Annotated in this window: 17 protein-coding genes; 5 read left to right on the forward strand and 12 right to left on the reverse strand. The window is 64.6% G+C overall.

Translation table 11 applies throughout. The features are described 5' to 3' along the window. Positions 1-137 precede the first annotated feature (137 nt). Positions 138-1349, forward strand: a complete 1212-nt coding sequence (locus GR167_RS16645) for a LysR family transcriptional regulator (protein WP_160974854.1) — start codon at positions 138-140, stop codon at positions 1347-1349. Between the two features lie 127 nt (positions 1350-1476). Beyond that, positions 1477-2421, forward strand: a complete 945-nt coding sequence (locus GR167_RS16650; protein ID WP_160974855.1) for a Gfo/Idh/MocA family oxidoreductase — start codon at positions 1477-1479, stop codon at positions 2419-2421. 62 nt (positions 2422-2483) lie between these two features. On the opposite strand, the gene GR167_RS16655 is transcribed toward GR167_RS16650, so the two are convergent. The 3 genes from GR167_RS16655 to GR167_RS16665 form a co-directional block, all read right to left on the reverse strand. After that, complete coding sequence (locus GR167_RS16655; RefSeq protein WP_160974856.1) at positions 2484-4940, reverse strand: ATP-binding protein; 2457 nt, start codon at positions 4938-4940, stop codon at positions 2484-2486. 161 nt (positions 4941-5101) lie between these two features. After that, entirely contained in the window at positions 5102-6271 is a 1170-nt protein-coding gene (locus GR167_RS16660; RefSeq protein ID WP_160974857.1) for a DUF1501 domain-containing protein, read from the reverse strand. 2 nt (positions 6272-6273) lie between these two features. Next, complete coding sequence (locus GR167_RS16665; protein WP_160974858.1) at positions 6274-7632, reverse strand: DUF1800 domain-containing protein; 1359 nt, start codon at positions 7630-7632, stop codon at positions 6274-6276. 163 nt (positions 7633-7795) lie between these two features. Here GR167_RS16665 and GR167_RS16670 point away from each other — a divergent pair, with 163 nt between their 5' ends. From GR167_RS16670 to GR167_RS16680, 3 genes are all read left to right on the forward strand, one after another. Further along, on the forward strand, positions 7796-8308 hold the full coding sequence (locus GR167_RS16670) for an acyloxyacyl hydrolase (protein WP_160974859.1): 513 nt from the start codon (positions 7796-7798) through the stop codon (positions 8306-8308). Positions 8309-8474: 166 nt separating this feature from the next. Next, on the forward strand, positions 8475-9404 hold the full coding sequence (locus tag GR167_RS16675) for a murein L,D-transpeptidase catalytic domain family protein (RefSeq protein WP_235915996.1): 930 nt from the start codon (positions 8475-8477) through the stop codon (positions 9402-9404). Positions 9405-9614: 210 nt separating this feature from the next. Further along, complete coding sequence (locus GR167_RS16680) at positions 9615-10679, forward strand: PASTA domain-containing protein (protein WP_160974861.1); 1065 nt, start codon at positions 9615-9617, stop codon at positions 10677-10679. Positions 10680-10851: 172 nt separating this feature from the next. Here the strand turns inward: GR167_RS16680 and GR167_RS16685 are convergent, their stop codons facing one another. The 9 genes from GR167_RS16685 to GR167_RS16725 all read right to left on the reverse strand — a co-directional run bounded on the left by GR167_RS16685 (position 10852) and on the right by GR167_RS16725 (position 21639). Continuing rightward, positions 10852-11925 carry a BMP family ABC transporter substrate-binding protein gene (locus GR167_RS16685; protein ID WP_160974862.1) on the reverse strand — a complete coding sequence of 358 codons (1074 nt, stop codon included), beginning with the start codon at positions 11923-11925 and terminating at the stop codon, positions 10852-10854. A gap of 56 nt (positions 11926-11981) precedes the next feature. Continuing rightward, positions 11982-12788 (reverse strand): ion transporter, encoded by an 807-nt coding sequence (locus tag GR167_RS16690; protein WP_160974863.1) that lies wholly within the window; start codon positions 12786-12788, stop codon positions 11982-11984. Continuing rightward, on the reverse strand, positions 12775-13695 hold the full coding sequence (locus GR167_RS16695; RefSeq protein WP_160974864.1) for an ABC transporter permease: 921 nt from the start codon (positions 13693-13695) through the stop codon (positions 12775-12777). Before GR167_RS16695 ends, GR167_RS16690 begins: the two co-directional genes overlap by 14 nt. Beyond that, positions 13695-14774, reverse strand: a complete 1080-nt coding sequence (locus GR167_RS16700; protein WP_160974865.1) for an ABC transporter permease — start codon at positions 14772-14774, stop codon at positions 13695-13697. The genes GR167_RS16695 and GR167_RS16700 overlap by 1 nt, the downstream gene beginning before the upstream one ends. Before the next feature lie 36 nt (positions 14775-14810). Next, a complete protein-coding gene (locus tag GR167_RS16705) occupies positions 14811-16328 on the reverse strand; it encodes an ABC transporter ATP-binding protein (RefSeq protein ID WP_160974866.1) in 1518 nt (505 codons plus the stop codon). Then, positions 16325-17272, reverse strand: a complete 948-nt coding sequence (gene xdhC / locus GR167_RS16710) for a xanthine dehydrogenase accessory protein XdhC (RefSeq protein ID WP_160974867.1) — start codon at positions 17270-17272, stop codon at positions 16325-16327. Before xdhC ends, GR167_RS16705 begins: the two co-directional genes overlap by 4 nt. After that, a complete protein-coding gene (gene xdhB, locus GR167_RS16715) occupies positions 17262-19592 on the reverse strand; it encodes a xanthine dehydrogenase molybdopterin binding subunit (RefSeq protein WP_160974868.1) in 2331 nt (776 codons plus the stop codon). The genes xdhC and xdhB overlap by 11 nt, the downstream gene beginning before the upstream one ends. After that, positions 19589-20983 (reverse strand): xanthine dehydrogenase small subunit, encoded by a 1395-nt coding sequence (gene xdhA / locus GR167_RS16720; RefSeq protein ID WP_160974869.1) that lies wholly within the window; start codon positions 20981-20983, stop codon positions 19589-19591. The genes xdhB and xdhA overlap by 4 nt, the downstream gene beginning before the upstream one ends. A gap of 179 nt (positions 20984-21162) precedes the next feature. Further along, on the reverse strand, positions 21163-21639 hold the full coding sequence (locus GR167_RS16725; protein ID WP_160974870.1) for an SRPBCC family protein: 477 nt from the start codon (positions 21637-21639) through the stop codon (positions 21163-21165). Between the last annotated feature and the right edge of the window lie 64 nt (positions 21640-21703).

A 21703-nucleotide genomic window follows, 5' to 3' on the forward strand; every position in this document is an offset into this window, starting at 1 on the left:
GTAGTCCTCGTTTTTCGTCGTCGGGGTGTGTGCCCGGCTTGGCGTGAACATAGATATATGGGGCGCGGAACCCCAGTTCATTCCTTGCCGGTCGCAATTTGAAAATGTTATAGGATTTTGGAAAAGGGGGGAATGGCATGGACGCGACTTTGCCCAATGTTCGGCATCTTCTGGCGGTGCACGAAGTCGCGGCCTGCCACCGGATCAAGGACGCGGCCAGGCAGGTGCACCTGTCGCAGCCGGCGGTGACCCAGGCGGTGGCCAAGCTGGAACGCGACCTGTCCGAGCCGCTGTTCGACCGCCGCCCCGAAGGCATGTTCGCGACCGAAGCGGGTAAGTTGTTCCTGCACCGGGTCGACCGGGCGCTGGACCTGCTGAAGGAAGGCGAGCGGCAGGCGCGGCGCAAATCCCCCGATCCCGGGCGGCGCGATTTCCACCGGCTCACCACCGCGACCCAGCTGCGGGCGCTGACGGCGGTGGCGCAGACCGAAAACTTCAGCCATGCCGCCCGCCAGATCGGGGTGTCGCAACCCGCCGTGCACCGCGCCGCGAAGGATCTGGAGCGTCTGTCCGGCATCACCTTTTTCGAACCGGTCCGGCGCGGCGTGCAGCTGACCCCGGCGGCCGAGGCGTTTGCCTATTACGTCCGGCTGGCGGCGGCGGAGATGCGTCAGGGGCGGTACGAGATCAGCGCGCTGCAGGGGCAGGATTCGACCCGCATCGTGGTCGGGTCGCTGCCTCTGTCGCGGCCTTCTCTGTTGCCTGCGGCGATGGACCGGCTGCTGAGGGCGTCGGAGGGCCGGGTGCAGCTGCATTGCGTCGATGCGCCTTATGAATCGCTGCTGCGCGACCTGCGCTTTGGCGATCTGGATTTCCTGGTCGGTGCGCTGCGCAAGGACCTGCCCGCCGATGACGTGGTGCAGGAACCGTTGTTCGAGGACCGGCTTTACATCGTCGCGGGGCAGGGCCACCCGCTGACCCGGCACCCGAACCCGAGCCTTGAGGACACGCTGGCCTATCCCTGGATTGCCCCGCCCAAAGCGACGCCGAGCGGCAGCTACCTGTTCGAAATCCTGAAGATCCCGCAACTGCCCAACACGCCGGTGCGGGTGGTGGCCAGTTCGCTGGCGCTGCTGCGCGGGCTGATGATGCGGGGCGATTACCTGACCATCATGTCGCGCCGCCAGGTCGAGATCGAGGTTGAGACCGGCGCCATCGTCACCCTGCCCATCGACCTGAAGGACAGCGCCCGCGCCATCGGGCTGACCTATCGCGCCGGGTGGGAACCGACCCCGACCCAGACCCGCTTCATCGACCTGATCCGCGACGAGGGGCGCAACCTGCAATAGGCGGGTGCCTATAACAAAATTGAATATTGCTGGCTGCTGTTTCAAATTCCTCCCCGGCACGGCACTATGATAGCTGCAGGGATGACCGAAGCTGCGGCACAGGCCGCACCGATGACGGAGAATTGGCATGAGAATTTGCGTTGCAGGCGCCTATGGCGCCTTTGGCATTAAACACCTGGACGCGCTGGCCGCGATCGAGGACGTGACGGTGACCTCGGTGATGGGGCCGACCGCCGAGAAGATCGAAGCGCTGGCCAAGGAACGCGGCATCGGCCACTGGGCGACCACGCTGGAAGAATGCGTCGCGCGCGACGACGTCGACGCGGTGATCCTGGCGACGCCGACCCAGCTGCACGCCGAACAGGCGATCCTGACGATGCGCGCGGGCAAGCCGGTCTTCATCGAAATCCCGATGTCGGATACTCTGGAAGACGCGCGCCGCATCTGCGAAGTGCAGGAAGAAACCGGGCTGACCTGCATCGCCGGTCAGGTGCGCCGCTTCAATCCCAGCCACCAGTGGATCAAGAACAAGATCGACGCGGGCGAGCTGAAGATCCAGCAGATGGACGTGCAGACCTATTTCTTCCGCCGGTCCAACATGAACGCCAAGGGCGAACCGCGCAGCTGGACCGATCACCTGCTGTGGCACCACGCCTGCCACACCGTCGACCTGTTCCAGTACCAGACCGGCGAAGTCGCATCCGAAGTCTATGGCCTGCAGGGGCCGAAGCACCCCGAGCTGGGCATCGCGATGGACATGTCGATCGGGATGAAGACGGAATCGGGCGCGATCTGCACCCTGTCGCTGTCGTTCAACAACGACGGCCCGCTGGGCACGTTCTTCCGCTATATCTGCGACAACGGCACCTATATCGCGCGTTACGACGACCTGTATGACGGGTATGAGAACCAGATCGACCTGTCCGACGTGGCAGTGTCGAACAACGGGATCGAACTGATCGACCGCGAATTCATCGCCGCGATCAAGGAAGGCCGCAAACCCAACGGCGATTGCCACGACGTTCTGGCGGCGATGGAAACGCTGGACCGGATCGAAAAGAGCATGAGCTGAGCTGACGTTTCAGCAGCGATTGAGGGCCGGCGCTTTGCGCCGGCCTTTTCATTTGCGGCGGCTCAGATGTTCCGTCGCGCGGCGATCGCGCGCTCGATCGCCTCGGCCAGAACCTTGCGGCGTACCGGCTTCATCAGGCGGATTTCCGTTGGGTCCATGTCACCGCCCACCGCATCGGCATCGCGGGCATAGCCGGACAGGAAAATCACCGGCAGCGCCGTGTCGATCTGGCGGATTTCCCGTGCCAGGTCGGTGCCCTGCAAGTGGCCCGGCATGACGATATCGGTGATCAGCAGGTCGAAGGCGGGATCTTTCTGGAACAGCGCCAGCGCCGCGTCGCCGGTCTCGGCCGCCTCGACATTGTGGCCCAGCCGGTCCAGCGTCGCGGTCAGCACGGCGCGCACGCCTTCATCATCCTCGGCCAGCAGGATGCGCAGGGCGGCGGGGGGCGTGTCGCCGCGCAAACCGCTTTCCGCGCCGCTCAGCACCTTTTGCCCCTCATGGGGCTTGAAATAGAGCTTGAACGTGGTGCCCTGACCCGGTTGCGACGTGACCCGGATGGTGCCGCCCGATTGCTTGACGAAACCCTGGACCATCGACAGGCCCAGCCCCGACCCCTTGCCGGGATGCTTGGTCGAAAAGAAGGGTTCAAAGATGCGTTCCCTGATCGCCTCGGAAATCCCTTCGCCGCTGTCGGAGATGGTCAGCACCACATAGGTGCCGGGGTCGATCGCCTCGCCATGCTGTTGAATGGTCCGAGCATCGAGCTGCTGCTGTTCGGTGGTGATCTTCAGCGCGCCGCCCCTGGGCATGGCATCGCGGGCGTTCACGATCAGGTTCAGGATCGCCGAAGCGGTCGATCCGCGATCGACCCAGATCTTCGGCAGCACCGGCGCTAGGTCGACCTGAACGTCGATTGTTGCGGGCAATGTCCGCCCGGCCCAGGCCTCGGTTTCCTTGACCACCTCGTTCAGGTCGACGACCTCGGGGTTGAGCCGCGCGCGGCGGGCGAAGCTCAGCATGCTCTTGGTCAGCTCGGCGCCGCGGTCGGCAGCCTGGATCGCGGTGCCGATCAGGCTCAGGCGGTCGTCGTCTTCGATGCCTTCTTCCTCCAGATCGTCGCGCAGCAGTTCCAGGCTGCCGCGCACCACCGCCAGAAGGTTGTTGAAATCATGCGCCACGCCGCCGGTCATGTGGCCGATGCTTTCCTGCTTCTGCGCCTGGCGCACCATTTCGGCCTGCCGTTCGAAGTCTTCATCGCGCTGTTTCTGTTCGGTGATGTCGACGGCGAAACTGTCGCGCCGGATACTGCCGTCGGGCAGGGGGGTCATCCGCCCGCGGCCTTCAAGCCATTTCACTTCGCCCGTTGGGGTGGTGATCCGCCATTTAAAATGCCAGGGTCTTCTTGTTTCCAAGGCCCGTTGTATTTCCTCTTTGAACCCTGCCAGATCCTCTGGGAAAACCGTATTCCAGAGGACTTGCCCGTCGGCCAGGATCGTTTCCCTGTCGATCCCCCAGATATCCTTGCAGACATCGGAGATGTATTCGATCTGCTGGCTGCCGTCTTGGAACATCTTGAACGAAACATAGGCGCCGGGGGCGTTTTCCATCACGCCTTTCAGGCGGCGGGCGGTGATTTCCATTTCCCGGATCGTCGCCTGCCGCGACACCGCCAGGGCATTTGCCATCACCAGCGGGACAAGGATCAGCAGGCCGACGACGAACAGCAGCAGGCGGTCGTAAAACGGCGGACGTTCCGCCGCTTCCCAGCCTTCGGAGGGGCGGGCGAAGATCGTCCAGCTGCCGCCGGGGATCAGAACCTGTTCCGTGACCGGCCGGTCATTGACCAGATCGAGGGGCCCCAGCATCATTTCAACGGGGCCGAATTTGCCGTGATCGACCGCCACGGCCACTTCGATCCCGTTGCCGGGGTCGGTCATGCCGGATTTCGCCAGGAAGGCATCCATGTCGAAGACCAGCGACAACAGCCCCTTGAACAGCACCGTGTCGTCGCCCGGGGCATAGACCGGAACGCGGAAAATGAAGCCTCGCCCGCCCTGGACAAGATTGATCGGGCCGACCAGCACGATCTGCCCGGTATCGCGCGCCTTGACCACCGCGTCGAGCTGATCCGGCAAGGTCCGGAAATCGAGCCCGATCGCCTGTTCGTTGCCCTTGACCGGGTGCACCCTTGTGATGACCATGTCGGGGGCCCAGGCGATGTTTATAACCTCGGGCAGGTCGGTGAAGATTTCCGACACGACGCGGCTGAATTCGACCTGGGTCATGTCCGGATTGCGGCTCAGGATCGAAGCCACCCCGCGGCTCAGGTGAATGCCGCCATCGATCTGGCTTTGCAGCCGGGTCCGCAGGCTGTCGGTCTTGTCGGCGACTTCGGCCTTGATGTCGGCGGCGGCATTAACGCGGGATTGGTGATGGTAAATGAAGGCCAGAAGACCGACGGCGATGATGGCGACCAGGGACGGAAGATAACTCAGAAATCGGTTTTTTTGCATCATCTGCCTTTTAAAGCCGCATCACGAGGCAAGGCGGCATAATGGGTACTGGCGTATCAAGCTTAATAGGTTGCCGTTTGCATGCAAAGTTTCTCTTGTCTTCCGGGCCTCGGAAACGGTCAGATGCCCATTTCGCGGCACAATAGCAACGGGTATCCGCGGGGTCAGCTAAAATGCAGCAGCCCCTTGTGAGGCAGAACGCCGCCGCTGTTGGGGAAAACCTTGTCCTCGACGAAGTGGCGATCGAGGTCCAGATGGTCGATCAGCACCGCCTTGAACATGCTTTCATAGGCGTTTTGGGATCGCGAACGGGTTTCGTTGAGCAGGGTGGTCTGGGTTAGGCCGGGCCAATGGCCGACGATCCGCCCGCCGCGCACCGCGCCGCCCGCCATGATCGCCAAACCGCCGTCGCCGTGATCGGTGCCCTGGCTGTCGTTTTCCGCCGGGCTGCGGCCGAATTCGGACACGACGACCACGGCGGTGCGGCGCCAGACCCGCGGCCCCAGTTCGTCCTTCAGCGTGGTGATGCCCTGCGCCAGTTGCGCCAGCAGCGGCTCCAGCCGCCGGGCCTGATCGAAATGGGTGTCCCAGCCTTGCAGTTCCATCACCGCGATACGCGCCCCGTCGCTGCGCGACAGGTTCTGCGCGGCCACCTTGGCGGAGCCGATGAAATCCTCCGTCCCCGGCGACGCCTGCGGACCGGTCAGCAACCCGGACCCGGGGGCGCCGAGCTGCAGCGCGTCCATGAACAGCGGGTCGCTGCGGTACATCTGCCCGACCTGGAACAGGAAATCCCGGTCCAGGGCGGCCCGTTCGTCATCGCCCCAGCTCTGGATCGGGGCCTCGCCCTGCAGGATCAGCGGCACCGTGGGGCCCAGCGACAGACCCAGTTCGCGCTCGCCCGGGTTCAGGCCCAGGATGGCGCGGTTCAGCCATCCGTCCTCGGCGCCGAAGGGTTTGCCGCTGCCGTTTTCCAGCATGTTCTGCGCCTCGCTATGGCTCTGGTCGCGATAGCGGGCGGCGACGGCGGGCATGAACAGAAGCTCCCCGGCGCTGTATAGCGGCTTGAGCGCTTCCAGCGCCGGATGCAGGCCGAAATAGCCGTCCAGATCGACCACCTTGTCGGCCATCGACAGCGCCAGGGTGGGGCGCATTTTCTGGTATTCGCTGTCGGCATAGGGCGGCAGCGCGTGCAACCCGTCCAGCCCACCGCGCAGCAGGATCATCACCAGCCGGCTGTCGGTGCGGGGGGAGGCGGCGGCGGCCCGGCCGGCGGCCAGCGCCGTCATCATGCCCGCGCCGGTGGTTTTCAGAAACAAACGTCGGTCGAACATCGTTATCTCCGTTGGAATTCGGGGCTGGCGAGGATCATCGCGATGGCCCGGTCGCCCGAGGGCGCCTGGGTGATCCAGTCGCGGGTCGCCTGCTGCGCCACCGGGTTGATGCTGTTGCGCAGCACGGTTTCGGGATAGAGCGTCGAGGGCAGGCCCGAAGCGAAGCCGCGCAGCCATTCGATCCGCGCCATCAGCGCCTCGGGGGCGATCCAGTCGCCGCTGCGGTCGCCCCAGCCGGCGGGGCTGGGCGCGGTGAAGGGCAGTTGACCGAACAGGTGCAGCGGTTCCAGCACCTCCTGCGCGCCGGGGCGGGTCTGGCCGGTGGCGCGATAGGTGGCGAGCACCAGTTCGTAATGGGATTTCACCTTGGCGGTGGGGTTTTCCCAGGCTTCGTCCAGGTTGATCAGCGCGGCGGACACCGCGGCCAGGTCGCCGCCGCTGGCCTGGAATACCTTGGCGATCCGGGCGACCGCGCCCGCGGGCGGATCGTCATGCACGAAATGGCGCACCAGCTTGGTGGCGATCGTCTGCGCGGTCGCGGGATGGCGCGCCAGGGTGTCGAGCAGCGCCACCCCTTCGTGCAATCCGTTTTCGGCATAGGTCCGGCCCAGCACGTGTTTGGGGCCGGGTTCGTGGAAATCGTGGCGGAATTCGAAGCGGCCATGGATCGGGCCGTCCTCCTCGCCGGGCGTCAGCCCGCCATGGCTCCAGCCGCTGAGCGCCTTGGCCAGGCCGGTCACGTCCTGCTGGGTATAGCCGCCATCGGGACCCAGCGTGTGGCGCTCCAGGATCGTGCGGGCCAGGGTTTCGTGCAGCGGTGCCGTCTGGGTCTGGCCCCTTTTCCGGCTGGCGCGGGATTGCGGGCCCATCGACCCGGCATTGTCGAGATAGCCAATCATGCAGGGATGGCTGCTGACCGCCTTGAGCATGTCGGCAAATGTGCCGAACACATGCGGCCGGATCGCTTCGCGCTCATAGGCGGGGATCGCCGGTCCGACCAGGAGATCGCTGTTGGAGACGCTGAAATGGTTCGACCAGAACATCACCATCCGTTCGGCGAAGGGCGTGTCCGAGGCGATCATCACCTGGGTGCGGGCGGCCACTTCGGGGGTGAAATGGCGGTGAAAACCCGCGTCGGTGCTGGCCTGCAGCGCCTCCGGCCCGGCGCGCTTGGCGCGGTGAATCTCGGTCAGGATACTGTCGGAATCGCGAAACCGCGCCAAGGCCCGGGGCAGGGCCGGGCGCCGCTTGATCTGCGCCCCGAGCCAGCCGCGCGGATTGCCCGCCACCCGGGCGGCATCCCCCGGCGCGGCGCCCAGCCCGAAACGGTTCAGCGCGATGAAGCTGGCAATGTCCTTCATAGGCGGTTTTCCCACTGGTTCCGGCGCGAGAAGTGCGTTTTTTGCACAACGCCCCGCGCCAAAATTCCGATTTCCCCCGCGACATGCACAAACCGGGCCGTTTGGGTGGGTGACATTCAGATTTCCCTGATCTACCCCTAGGGGACCGAGAAGGAGCACATCTATGGACGGAACTTTCGCTGTTCTTTTCCTGCTGGCCGGGCTGGCGGATATGAAGATGGATTATTGCGACAATGGCTGCCTGGCGCAGAACCAGCTGCCCGCGCGGATCGCGGTATCGGGCGGCGATGTGCAGTTCCAGGACGACAGCATCGGCGAGGAACTTTATGTCCGCTACGACATGAAGACCGCCTATGGCCCGTTCCAGCCCGCCTTCGGCGCCTCGGTCACCGATGGCGGCGATGCCTGGGTCGGCTTCGGCGCGGTCTGGACCGGCCATTTCGCACAGCAGCGCGGCTATGTGCAGCTGCACCTGATGCCGGGGCTCTACGCCCAGGGCAGCGGCCCCGACCTGGGCTATCCGGTCGAATTCCGCTCCGGCGCCGAAATCGGGTACGAGACCCGCAACGGGCTGCGTATCGGGGTCAGCTACGACCACCGCTCCAACGCCGATATCAAGGCGGTGAACCCGGGGCTGGAAACCGTGCAGCTGCGGGTCAGCATCCCGCTGCGCTAGCGGCTTACGTGACCCGCTAGGCCAGCTTCCGCCTGCCCTCCAAGCCATGGTTGCCCGTGCAAGGGGGATCTGTGCTACGCTCGGACCGAGGTTGGTCCAGCAGGGGAATTTCACTTTGCCGTTGAAGTCACTCCGTCTCAGCATTGCCGTCAGTCTGGGCGTCGCCTTGGCAGGTTTGCAGACAGGGCAGGCGGATGCGCAGAGCACCGACATTCCCGCCTGGCTGCAAAAACACGTCGGCACCGGCGAAGGTAAGATCGCCCCGGTGGTGCTGGAACGGGCCCGCGCGCTGTACCAGCGTAAACGGGGGGAAGGCGCGGTCGCCAATCCCTGCTACCTCGCCATGGACGCGACCCGGCCCAGCACGTCGGATAACGGCAAGCCGGGGCGCCGGTTCTACGTCATCTGCGAGGCGCAGAAATCCTTCCGCGCGGTGTCGTCGGGCTATGGCAACGGGCGGAAGCTGAAACGGGCGGATTTCTCCAACGGCCGGACCTGCGCGAAAAACTTCAGCAACGCCGAAGGGTCGAAACTGACCGCGGGCGGGTCTTACGTGACCGCCGAAACGCGGACCTCGTTCAAGGGCTATTACCGCCAGTCGGGCAAGCGCGAACCGTTCCACCGCACCTTCCTGCTCTATGACGGCGAAGGCGAGGTGGATAATGCCCGGGAACGCGCCATCGGCGGCCATCCGGCGGTTTTCCTGCGGTGGCAATGCCGCTTCAAGAACCCGGGCAGCCCCCATGCCGACAGCGAAGGCTACGTGCCTTTCGGCAAGCTGGTGAACTACGCCGCCGGGCGCAGCAACGGCTGCACCACCTGGTCGGAAGGGGCCTCCGAGGACATCCTGGACCTGGTGCAGGGCAACCCGACGACGCTCTACATCTATCCTGAATCCGGCGACATCGACGCGGTGGCCAAGGCGGTGAAGACCGGGCGGTCGCTGCCGCGTGCCGGGCTCTATTGGAACGCGGCCTGCCTGAAAGAAATCCGCGCCCCCAAATTCTGGCCCAAGCGAACCCTGCAGCCGATCATCAACGAATGGCGGCAATCGCTGCCGAAACAGCCGCCGCTGGAATTGCCGATCTGCGATTGAGGGGGCTTAGGGGCGGGCGGCGTTTTTTAGGATGTCGGCTCTTTCTGCTGGTCTGGCAAGAGAACGGCCCGCAGGGAACGACAAGTTCGAGCCCGGAGCCGTCGTCAAGCCCACTCGCAAGGTGGTTCCCTGCACAACCACAAATCATGTGTTGCGCAAGCAAACACATCAAGCCAAGCTTCTTGCATGTTTTCTGGTGGACCGCTTCACATGAGCCTCATCACCAAAGCGAGCGCGCTCGCTTGTCTCATTCTGACGGTCTTGTCGACCCCACCATCGATGGCCGAGCCTTACGTCGCGAGCAAATGGGTTTCTGAAATTCGTGCCGCGCAACCGACCATCCTTGATGGCCCGTTGGGCAATGTGAAGGGTGGAAAGATCGCCCCTCACAAGATTCTCGAGATTCTGCCGGTGAAGGAAAACAACGAGTTTTGCAAGGATGCCGGGCCTATTTGGGCCGAGAGATATGATTGCAAATACACGTACAAGATCATCCTGCAGAGGCCGAAGAACGATATCGCCAACGGCAGCCGGGGGGAGCTTCCGGTGCTGCAGCCGTTAACCGGGGTGCCGTGGGAAGGGTATACATACAGGCTTGAATATTTAGTGGCGTTCAAAAGGCGTAACGAATTACGCACGGACCTGACGGTCAAGAAGGTGCCCTATCCCGGTGACAAATCCAAACTTATCCTGTTGATAAACGAAGGCCTCGATCCCGGACGATACACGATCAGCGTGGCTCTCTATCCAAATCGCGTCACACTTGATGACCTGTCGGTCAATTCGGACAGTCTGTTGAAACGATTCTTGCAGCTCTTCAACATGGGCTCTCCGATACCGGATGAGAAGGATGTCGTTGAGGAAATGTTGCTGGAATCACAGAAGATCGAGCTTTTCAAATTGGCATCGACCGCCAAACTCGTCGTTCCAGGCCGGATGCCGTCCATTGTGGGCCTGACGATTGAGGACGCCGACAAGGAACTCGAAGCAAGAGGTCTGCAACCCAAACCACGCCCGGGGGAACCGGAAAAGGCCAGCCAGATCGGTCGGGTGATCAAACAGGGAAAAGCAGAGGGGCGGTACCTGCCACCGGCCACGCCAGTCGATTACATCTACGGCCAGGTGATGTCTTCCGGGGACAGCCGCGGCGCAAGCGACATCGGTCCGGCGGATTGTTGTATCGGCGGGTTTGACGGAACATCTCAATGTTTAGAGAACATGAAAAAGAATAATCCCGAGCTGTATGAGAGATGCCAGGAACTGTTTTACCAGTGAGAGTTCGGGGTAAGGCAACATCGGCGGTGTATTGGCAAACTATTGCGCCAGCCCTGAGCAGAGCAGTGAACTCGCGCTCCCACCCATTCAGAACAGGCCACCGACGCCCCAACCCCAAAACGAAAAGCCCCGCCAATTGGCGGGGCTTTCCTTTTCTCGAAACCCGGTCCGATCAGTTCGGGATGGTGCCTTCGATGCCTTCGACATAGAAGTTCATGCCGGCCAGGGTGCCGTCGTCGGCGACCTCGCCTTCGGCCAGCCACGGGGTGCCGTCTTGCTTGTTCAGCGGGCCGGTGAAGGCGTGATATTCGCCGCTGCCGAGCGCGTCTTTCAGCGCCAGCGCCTCGGCCTTCACCTCGGCCGGGACCGCGTCGGAAATTTCACCGATGCCGACCATGCCTTTGCCGATGCCGTTCCAGGTGTTCACGGTTTCCCAGGTGCCGTCCATCACCGCCTGGGTGCGTTCGATGTAATAGGGCGCCCAGTTGTCGATGATCGAGCTGACGCGCGGCATCGGGGCGTATTCGGACATGTCCGAGGCCTGACCGAAGGTGATCACGTTGCCGGCGGCCTGTGCGGCGGCCTGCGGCGCGGTCGAGTCGGTGTGCTGCAGGATCACGTCGGCGCCCTGTTCGATCAGCGCCTTGGCGGCGTCGGCTTCTTTCGCCGGGTCGAACCAGGTGTAGGCCCAGACGATCTTGAACTGGACGTCGGGGTTCACCTTCTTGGCGTGGATATAGGCCGAGTTGATGCCGCGGATCACTTCAGGGATCGGGAAGGAGGCGATGTAGCCGATCACGTTCGACTTGGTCATGCGCCCGGCGATGGTGCCCTGAACGGCGCGGCCTTCATAGAAGCGGGCCGAATAGACCGACACGTTCGGCGCGGTCTTGTAGCCGGTGGCGTGTTCGAATTTCACGTTGGGGAATTTCTTCGCCACGTTGATGGTCTGGTCCATGTAACCGAACGAGGTGGTGAAGATCAGGTCGGCGCCTTCCAGCGCCATCTGGGTCATCACGCGCTCGGCGTCGGGGCCTTCGGGGACGCTTTCGACGAAGACGGTTTCGACCTTGTCGCCGAATTTCTCTTCAACAGCCAGGCGGCCGTTGTTGTGCTCGTAGGTCCAGCCGCCATCGCCCACCGGGCCGACATAGACGAAACCGACCTTGGTCTTGTCTTCGGCGATACCGGCGGTGGCCAGGCCCATCGCCATGGCTGCGGTTGCAAGCAGTGTTCTTCTTTTCATGTTGGACTCTCCTTTGACATATTGAGTTGGTTGTTTTGGGTGAAACGGGTTCGGGATCAGTTCTTGGAAATCGGCATCTGCTTTTTGCGTGCCCTTTCCTCGCTGGTTTCCATTTTTTCCAGGCTTTCCCCGATCTCCTCGATATCGCGCCCGACCAGGGCCGAGGTGATGACGCCGGCGGGCACCGCGAAGACCCCCATGCCCATGAACAGGATGAGCGAGGTGAAAATCTGGCCGCCCAGGGTGATCGGCACCGCGTCGCCATAGCCCACCGTGGTCAGGGTGATCATCGCCCACCACATGGAAGCGGGGACCGAGCTGAAGATGTCGGGCTGGGCTTCGTGTTCGAAGAAATAGATCCCGACCGAGCTGATATAGACCAGGAACAGCGCGATGACGTAAAACAGCGCCAGTTCGGCCCGCACGCTGTTGAAGGCGCGGGCAAGGCGGCGCAGGGCGCGGCTGTAGCGGATGATCTTGAGCGTCCGCACCATCTGCATCAGGCGCAGAAGCCGGATCGCGGCGCTGCCGCCGACGGTCATGAACAGGCTGGGCATCCAGGCCAGCAGGTCGATGATGCCCCAAAACGACAGGATATAGCGCAAGGGTTTTTCCGCCGCGAAGATCCGCAGCAGGTATTCGACCATGAAGATCGCCACGGCGGCGCGTTCGAACCACAGCAGGATCAGCCGCGCTTGATCCGGCAGGTCCGGCATGGTCGAGGCGGCGAAGGCAAGCGCGGTCAGCACGATCAGCGCATGCAGCGCCACCGCCACGCGGCGGCCGAAGACCTTGTCTTCGCCGTCGAGGATATCGCGTATCCGCCGCCGGGTGGCGCTGTCATGTGCCTTAAGACCCAGCATGGAATCCTTTCCCGAGCGACGCCGGGGCGCGCGAGCGGTCCGCCGACATGATCACCAGCACGATGATGGTGATCAGGTAGGGCGACATCGCCAGGTATTCCACCGGGATCGCGACGCCCGCCGCCTGCAGGTTCAGCTGCAAGACGCTGACCCCACCGAACAGGCAGGCGCCCAGCAGCACGCGCCAGGGTTTCCAGCTGGCGAATACCACCAGCGCCAAGGCGATCCAGCCGATCCCGGCGGTCATTCCTTCGGTCCATTGCGGCACCCGGATCAGGCTGATGTAGGCGCCGCCCAGACCGGCACAGGCGCCGCCGAACAGGATCGCCAGCACCCGGATGCGCACCACCTTGTAGCCAAGCGCATGCGCCGCGTCGTGGTTTTCGCCCACCGCCCGCAGGATCAGACCGGCGCGGCTGTATTTCAGCATTACCCAGACGCCCAGGGTCAGGAAGAAGGCCAGGTAGACGACGAAATCCTGGCTGAACAGGATCGGGCCCAGCACGGGAATATCCGACAGGACCGGAATGTCGCCCTTGGGGAAGGCGGGCGGCTTGACGCCCTGGTAATCCTGCCCGATCAGCGCCGACAGGCCGAGGCCGAACAGCGTCAGCGACAGGCCCGAGGCCACCTGGTTGGCCATCGCGAATTGCGTCAGCAGGGCGAAGAGAAGCGACAGAACCGCGCCGCCGCCAGCCGCAGCGATCAGCCCTACAACGGGCGACCCGGTATTGACCGCGATGGCGAAGCCGCAGATCGCGCCGGTGATCATCATCCCCTCGACACCGAGGTTGAGGACGCCGGCCTTTTCCACCACCAGCTCACCAATGGCGGCCAGCAGCAGCGGGGTTGCGGCCACGATGAGCGAGGCCAGAAGCAGGATCGGGTTGATCGAAGACAGGTCCATCACGCCACCTCTTTCTGGCCGAGCCGGATACGGAAATTGGTCAGCATGTCCACTGCCAGCAGGAAGAACAGCAGCATGCCCTGGAACAGCTGGATCGCCGCCGAGGGCAGGCCCAGCTTGGACTGGGCGATATCGCCGCCGATATAGGTCAACGCCATCAGCGCGCCCGCCAGCAGGATGCCGATCGGGTTCAGCCGGCCCAGGAAGGCCACGATGATCGCGGTGAAGCCGTAGCCCGCGTTGAAATCGATGCTGATCTGGCCCGAGGGGCCGGAAACTTCGAACAGCCCCGCCATCCCGGCCAGAGCGCCCGAGGTGCCCAGGCAGATCAGGATCAGCCGGTTCGGGTTCACGCCTGCGAAACGCGCGGCGCGCGGCGCTTCGCCGGTCAGCCGGATCTGGAAGCCCAGCATGTGCCGGTTCAGCAGCACATAGGCGAAGATCACCGCGATGAAGGCCGCGACCACGCCCCAATGCATGCCCGCATTCTGGTGAATCCAGCTGTTGGCGCTGGCATAGTCGTTCAGGTTGCGCGACCCGGGAAAGCCGAAGCCTTCGGGATTCTTCAGCAATCCCAGCGACATCGAGGCCAGCAATTGCTCGGCCACATAGACCAGCATCAGCGACACCAGGATTTCATTGGTGCCGAATTTGACCTTCAGCAGCGCCGGGATCATCGACCAGGCCCAGCCGCCCAAGGCGCCTGCGATCACCATCAGCGGGAAGATGTACCAGGCCTCCATCGGGTAGAAGGCCAGCCCGACACCGGCACCGGTGATGGCGCCGATGATATATTGCCCCTCGGCGCCGATATTCCATATCCCGGCGCGGAAGCCCAAGGAAAGCCCGATGGCGATCAGCACCAAGGGCGCACCTTTGACCAGCAGTTGCGGCCGGTAATAGAAGGCGAATTCGGAAAACAGCGGGTCCCAGAAGATCGTCTTGATCGCGACGATCGGGTCCTTGCCGAGAAACGCGAACAGCACGCCGCCCGCGATCATCGTCAGCGCCACCGCCAGAAGCGGGGTCAGGTAGGTCCAGAATTGCGACGGCTGGGGCCGTTTTTCAAGCTTCAGCACGCCGTTACCCTTTCGTCTTTCAATCGGTGCAAGAGGTCAAACATGCGCGACCTCCATCCCGTGCGATCCGCCCATCATCAACCCGATCTCGTCCACGCTCAGGTCCTTGGCGGGGCGGATGTCGGACAGCCGCCCTTCGTTCAGAGCGCCGAAATGGTCGGAGATTTCCATCAGCTCGTCGAGGTCCTGGCTGATCACGATCACTGCGGCACCGCCTGCGGCGAGGTCCAGCAGCGCCTGCCGGATCGACGCGGCGGCGGCGGCATCGACGCCCCAGGTCGGCTGGTTCACCACCAGTACCTCGGGGCGTTGCATCACCTCGCGGCCGATGACGAATTTCTGCAGGTTGCCGCCCGACAGCGACCGTGCGGCATTGCCCGGCCCCGGGGTGCGCACGTCGAAGCGCTCGATGATCGCCTCGGCAAAGCTTTTCGCCTTGCCCCATTTCAGGAAACCGCGACTTTCCAGCCCTTCGCGCACCGATCCGGTCAGCAGGGCGTTTTCGATCAGGCTCATGTCCGGGGCGGCGGCATGGCCCAGCCGTTCCTCGGGCGCGGTCAGCAATCCCAGCCGACGCCGCGCCACCGGGCCGAAGGCGCCGATCGCCTTGCCGTCCAGCTTGATCGCGCCGGGTGCGGTGGGGATTTCACCCGACAGCGCGCCCAGCAATTCGTCCTGGCCGTTGCCGGCGACGCCGCCCAGGCCTAGAACTTCGCCCGCGCGCACCGCGAGGCTGATATTCTTCAAAGAGGTGCCGAATTCCGACGGCGACGGCACCGACAGGTCGTTGATCTTCAGCAGAACCGGCCCGATTTCGCCGCCCGCGCGTTCGGGGACGTGCAGGCTCGACCCGACCATCATTTCGGCCATGTCGCGCGCGGTGGTGTCGCGCGGGGTGCATTTACCCACCACCTTGCCCAGCCGCAGGATGGTGGCGTTGTCGCAAAGCGCGCGGATTTCTTCCAGCTTGTGGCTGATATAGAGGATCGCGGTGCCTTCCGAGGACAGCTTGCGCAGGGTCTGGAACAGGATCTCGACCTCCTGCGGGGTCAGCACGCTGGTCGGTTCGTCCATGATCAGCAGCTTGGGGTCCTGCAGCAGGCAGCGGATGATTTCGACCCGCTGACGCTCGCCCGCCGACAGGTCGCCGACGATGCGCGCGGGGTCCAGCGGCAGCCCGTACATTTCCGACACTTCGCGAATACGGGTGGCCAGATCGCGCATCGAGGGCGGGTTTTCCATCCCGAGCGCGATGTTTTCGGCCACGTTCAGCGCCTCGAACAGCGAAAAATGCTGGAACACCATCGCGACACCGGCGGCGCGCGCGGCACTGGGCTGGACGGGCGCGTAGTCGGCGCCACGCAGCTGCATCGTGCCCTGATCGGGTTTGACCAGGCCATAGATCATCTTGACCAGCGTCGACTTGCCGGCGCCGTTTTCGCCCAGCAGCGCATGCACCTCGCCCTGGCCGATATCGAACGACACGCTGTCATTGGCGACAACGCCCGGATAGGCCTTGGTCAACCCGTTTATCGATAGAAGCGTCCCCGTCACGCCATTTTATCCCTTCGTTGGACGGTGTTCCCCGCCTTGGTTTCTAGTAGCCTGCCCGCCACGCCAACGGCAATGGCCTGCGGATGTTTACCCAGGGTCGGGTTGCCGATCGGGCAGGTTATTCTGCCTATCGATTGGGCAGAATGACCCAACTCGCCCAGCCGCTTGCGGAACCGCGCCCATTTCGTCGCCGACCCGATCAGCCCGGCGCTGGCAAAGCCCCGGGTCAGCGCGGCATGGCATAGCGCGAGGTCCAGCGCATGGGAATAGGTCAGGATCAGGTGATGCGCGCCCTGCGGCGCATGGTCCATCAGCAGTTCGGGCCGCGCCGCGGGCAGGGCGGTCACGCCGTCGGGCACATCTTCCGGGAAGCGGTCAGGGGCGGTGTCGATCCAGGTGAGTTCGAAACCCGGCAGCGGCGCGATCACCGAAACCAGCGCCCGGCCGACATGGCCCGCGCCCCAGATCCAGACCGGCAGGGCGGGCGCCTCTACCGGTTCCACCATCCAGCCCTGCAGCAGCTGCGGTTCCGGCGCGATGCCTTCGCCGCGCGCCCGCGCCAGCAGCCGCTTGACGCCCAGGGGCATGTCCGACCCGTCGGTGGGCCGTGCGATCACCGGCTGGCCTTTCAGCCCCGCCAGCCGCTCCGCGTCAAAGACCTCGCGCCAAAGCACCACGCGCCCGCCGCAGCACTGGCCCAGATCGGGGCCAAGCGCATGGCTGCTCAGCCGGTCGATGCCGGTCTGCAGGGCCTCGCGCGCGTCCTGCGCCGCCTGGAATTCCAACGCGCCGCCGCCGATCGTGCCCGATTGGCCGTCCGCCCAGACCAGCATCGCCGCCCCCACCTCGCGCGGCGAAGACCCGGCAAAACCGGCGATCACCACCCGGGCGACCCGGCCATGGGCACTCACCGCCCGCTCCAGCGCATCCAGATCAAACCCCATCGCGCAGCCTCTGCACCGCGGCCAGCAACCGTTCCGGCGTCGCGGGGGCATCGAGCGCGGGGTACTCCGACCCGCAGGCCGCCACCGCGTCGGAAAGCGCCAGGAAGGCCGAAATGCCCAGCATGAAGGGCGGCTCGCCCACCGCCTTGGACCGATAAATCGTGTCCTCGCGGTTCTTGCCGTCCCACAGGGCGACGTTGAACGCGCCCGGCTGATCGGAAAAGGCGGGGATCTTGTAGGTCGAAGGCGCATGGGTGCGCAGCCGCCCGGTGTCGTCCCAGACCAGTTCCTCGCAGGTGAGCCATCCGGCGCCCTGCACATAGCCGCCTTCGACCTGGCCCTTGTCCAGCGCCGGGTTCAGCGACGCGCCCGCGTCATGCAGGATGTCGGCGCGCAGGATGCGGTTTTCGCCCGTCAGCGTGTCCAGCGCCACCTCGGTCAGCGCCGCGCCATAGGCGAAATAGAAAAACGGCCGCCCTTCGCCCTTGATCCGGTCCCAGGCCAGTTTCGGCGTCTTGTAGAAACCGGTCGCCGACAGGCTGATCCGCCCCTCGTAGCAAAGCTGCGCCGCCTCGGCGAAGCTCATCCCGGCCGCGCCCACCTGCACGCGCCCGCCCTCGAAACGCACATCCTCCGGCGTCACCTGATGCCGCTCGGCCAGGAACTCCGCCATCCGGCCGCGGATCGTGTCGCAGGCGGCCTTGACCGCCATGCCGTTCAGATCCGACCCCGACGAGGCCGCGGTGGCCGAGGTGTTGGGCACCTTGGCGGTGTCGGTGGCGGTGATCTTCACCGCCTCCAGCCCGACGCCGAAGCGGCGCGCCGCCACCTGCGCCACCTTCTGGAACAATCCCTGTCCCATCTCGGTACCGCCGTGGTTCAGGTGGATCGACCCGTCCTGGTAGACATGCACCAAGGCGCCCGCCTGGTTGAGATGCGTTAGCGTAAAGGAAATCCCGAACTTGACCGGCGAAAAGGCCAGCCCCTTCTTGATCACCGGGTTGGCGGCATTCCATTCCGCCACCGCCTTCTTGCGCGCGGCGTAATCGGAGGAAGCCAGCAAAGCCTCGGTCATTTCCCAAAGCTCGAAATCCTCGACCTCCTGACCGTAGGGCGTACAATTGTCCTTCTTCTGTTCGGAAATATCCCGGGGGGTGTGGGGGGCAGCGCCCCCCGCCGGTGCGTCGTAATAATTCCGCCGCCGCACCTCGACCGGGTCGAGGTCCAGCACATGCGCCACGTGATCCATCACCCGCTCGATCCCCACCATGCCCTGCGGCCCGCCGAAGCCGCGATAGGCGGTGGCGCTTTGGGTGTTGGTCTTCAACCGGTGGCTTTCGATCCGGATATCGGGCAGCCAGTAGGCGTTGTCGGCATGCAGCATGGCGCGGTCGGCCACCGGCAGCGACAGGTCCTGCGCCCAGCCGCAGCGGGCGAGCTGCACGAATTCGATGCCCAGAACGCGGCCCGCATCATCAAAACCGGCGCGGTAGGTGATGCGGAAATCGTGCCGCTTGCCGGTGATCACCATGTCGTCGTCGCGGTCATAGCGCATCTTGCAGGGTTTGCCGGTCAGCCGCGCCGCCACCGCGCAGGATACCGCCAAAGCGTTGCCCTGGCTTTCCTTGCCGCCAAATCCGCCGCCCATGCGGCGGGTTTCCACCCGCACGCCATGCATCGGCACGCCCAGGGCCTCGGCCACCTTGTGCTGGATCTCGGTCGGGTGCTGGGTGGAGCTGTGCACCAGCATGTCGCCGCCTTCCTGCGGCAGCGCCAGGGCGGCCTGGCCTTCGAGGTAGAAATGTTCCTGCCCGCCCAGGTCCAGCATGCCCTCGATCTGATGCGGCGCGGCGGCGCGCGCCGCCGCGGCGTCGCCGCGGGCGTAGATGCGCGGGCCTTCCTCGAACCGGTTGTCGGCGGCAAGCGCCTCGTCGATGGTCAGGATCGGGGTGTCTTCCTCGTAAGCGATCTCGCCGCGCCTAGCGGCGCGTCTCGCCGCGCCGTGGCTGTCGGCGACCACCAGGAAAATCGGCTGGCCGATGTAATGCACATGGCCGTCGCTCAGCAGCGGTTCGTCATGCACCGAGGGCGATACGTCATTGGCAAAGGGCAGGTCATCGGCGGTCAGCACCGCGACGACGCCGGGGGCGGCGCGCACTGCGCCCAGATCCATCGACGTGATACGGCCCCGGGCGATCTGGCTCAGCCCGAAGGCCAGGTGCAGCGTCCTCTTGGGCGTGGGGATATCGTCGATGTAGCGCGCCTGGCCGGTCACGTGCAGGCGGGCGGCGTCATGCGGCAGGGGGGAGGAAACGCTCATGCTCGCACCTCCTTCACCGAGGTCTCAAGGCCCCGGTCTTCCATGAAATAGCGCGTCAGCATGTTACGCGCGGCCTCCAGCCGGTACTCGGCCGAGGCGCGCATGTCCGACAGCGGCGTGAAGTCCTGCGCCCAAGCGCCCTGGGCGGCCTTGATCGTGTCCTCGCTCCAGGGCTGGCCGATCAGCGCCGCTTCCACATGGGCGGCGCGTTTGGGGATGCCCGCCATGCCGCCGAAGGCGATGCGGGCCGCTGTCACCGTGCCGTCTTCCACCGCGATATGGAAACAGCCGCAGACAGCCGAGATGTCCTGATCGAAGCGTTTCGACAGCTTGTAGCATTTCAGTCGGTCGGGGGATTTGGCGAAGCTGACGGCTTCGACGAATTCCCCCGGCTGCCGGTCCTGCTTGCCATAGTCGATGAAGAAGTTTTCCAGCGGGATGTCCCGCCGGTCGTCGCCCTTGCGCAGATGCAGCGTGGCGCCGAGCGCGATCAGCGCGGGCGGGCCGTCGCCGATGGGCGATCCATTGGCGATATTGCCGCCGATCGTCGCCGCCGCGCGCACCTGCGCCGAGCCGTAGCGGCGCAGCATCGCGCCGAGCGAGGGATGCAGCCGGTCCATCAGCGGAATGAGCCGCGCGACGGTGACACCGGCGCCGATTGTGACGCTGTCTTCGGTTTCGTCGATCCCTTGCAACTCGCGGCAGCGGTTCAGAAAGGCCACGGGGCCCAGATCGCGCATCTGCTTGGTCACCCAGAGGCCGACATCGGTGGCCCCGGCGATCAGCGTGGCGTCGGGGTTGGCGGCGTACCAGCGCGCCAGTTCACCGGCGGTTTCGGGTTGCACCGTGGCGCCGGTGGGGGGCTGGCTGCCCCCCACACCCCCCGCAGGTATTTCGGCCAAGATGAAATCGGACAGCCATTCCGGGACCGGTTCGGAACTGGCGGCTTCGGCCGCGCGCAGGATCGGGGCGTAGCCGGTGCAGCGGCACAGGTTGCCGGCCAAGGCGGTGGCGTGATCCTCCTCGCCATTGAGATGCGCGGTGGCCATCGAGGTGATGAAGCCCGGCGTGCAGAAGCCGCATTGCGACCCGTGATGGTCGATCATCGCCTGCTGCACCGGGTGCAGCTGACCCTCGGGGCCTGCGATGCCTTCGACCGTGCGTACCGATTTGCCGCTGAGCTGCGGCAGGAACAGGATGCAGGCATTGAGCGCCCTGGCGCCGTCTTCGTCCTGCACCATCACCGTGCAGGCGCCGCAATCGCCTTCGTTGCAGCCCTCCTTGGTGCCGGTCAGCCCGCGTGTGTCGCGCAGCCAGTCGAGCAGCGTCGCCGTGGCGGGCACGTCGCGCAGCTCCACGCTCTCTCCGTTGAGAAGAAAGGTGACGTTCATGTGATTAAACCTGCCGCCTTACCGGTTTTAATTAACCCTGCTGGCGCGTCTTCGATGCGGCGTAGAAAATGCGCGGGTCCCCTGTTTCAGCGCTCAGGAAAGCCTGTTTTTGACCTTTTGGCAAGAAAAAGCAGGGGCGCCTGCGCGATTGCGCGGCATATGCCCGGAAATTGGGCGCCTTAACGGTCGATCTGCTGCGCCAGGTCGCCCAGTTGCGAAATCACCCGGCCCCAGCCGTCGCGAAAGCCCATTTCTTCGTGTTTCTGCTTCTGTTCCGGGCTCGCGTGCAGCGCGCGGGTGATATAGCGGGTGCCGGTCACGTCGGAAGATATCAGGATCACGGTGGTCAGGAACCCCTTGCCGCGCGGGTGAAACCCGGGGCCGAGCGCGTCGGTATAGGCAATGAGCCGCCCCGGGCTGAGCGCCAGGAAACAGCCGGTGCTTTCGACAACCTTGCCCTTGGGGCTGCGCATCCGTGTATAGAATTCGCCGCCCGGGCGCAGGTCGAGCCGCACCTCTTCGACCACGGCGGGGTGCGGGCTGAACCATTTTCTGAAAAGCGCCGGATCGGTCCAGCAGCGCCAGACCGTTTGCGGCGAGGCGAACAGCACGCGGTCGAGTTCCAGGTCCGTTTCTTCGGAAAAGGAAAAGAGCACGTGATATCCCCACAATTGCCGTCCGTCAGGCCGCGATTGTCGGTCACCGGCGGCGGCTGTCAAG

Source organism: Thalassovita mangrovi (genome assembly GCF_009857745.1).
Taxonomy (GTDB): Bacteria; Pseudomonadota; Alphaproteobacteria; order Rhodobacterales; family Rhodobacteraceae; genus Thalassobius; species Thalassobius mangrovi.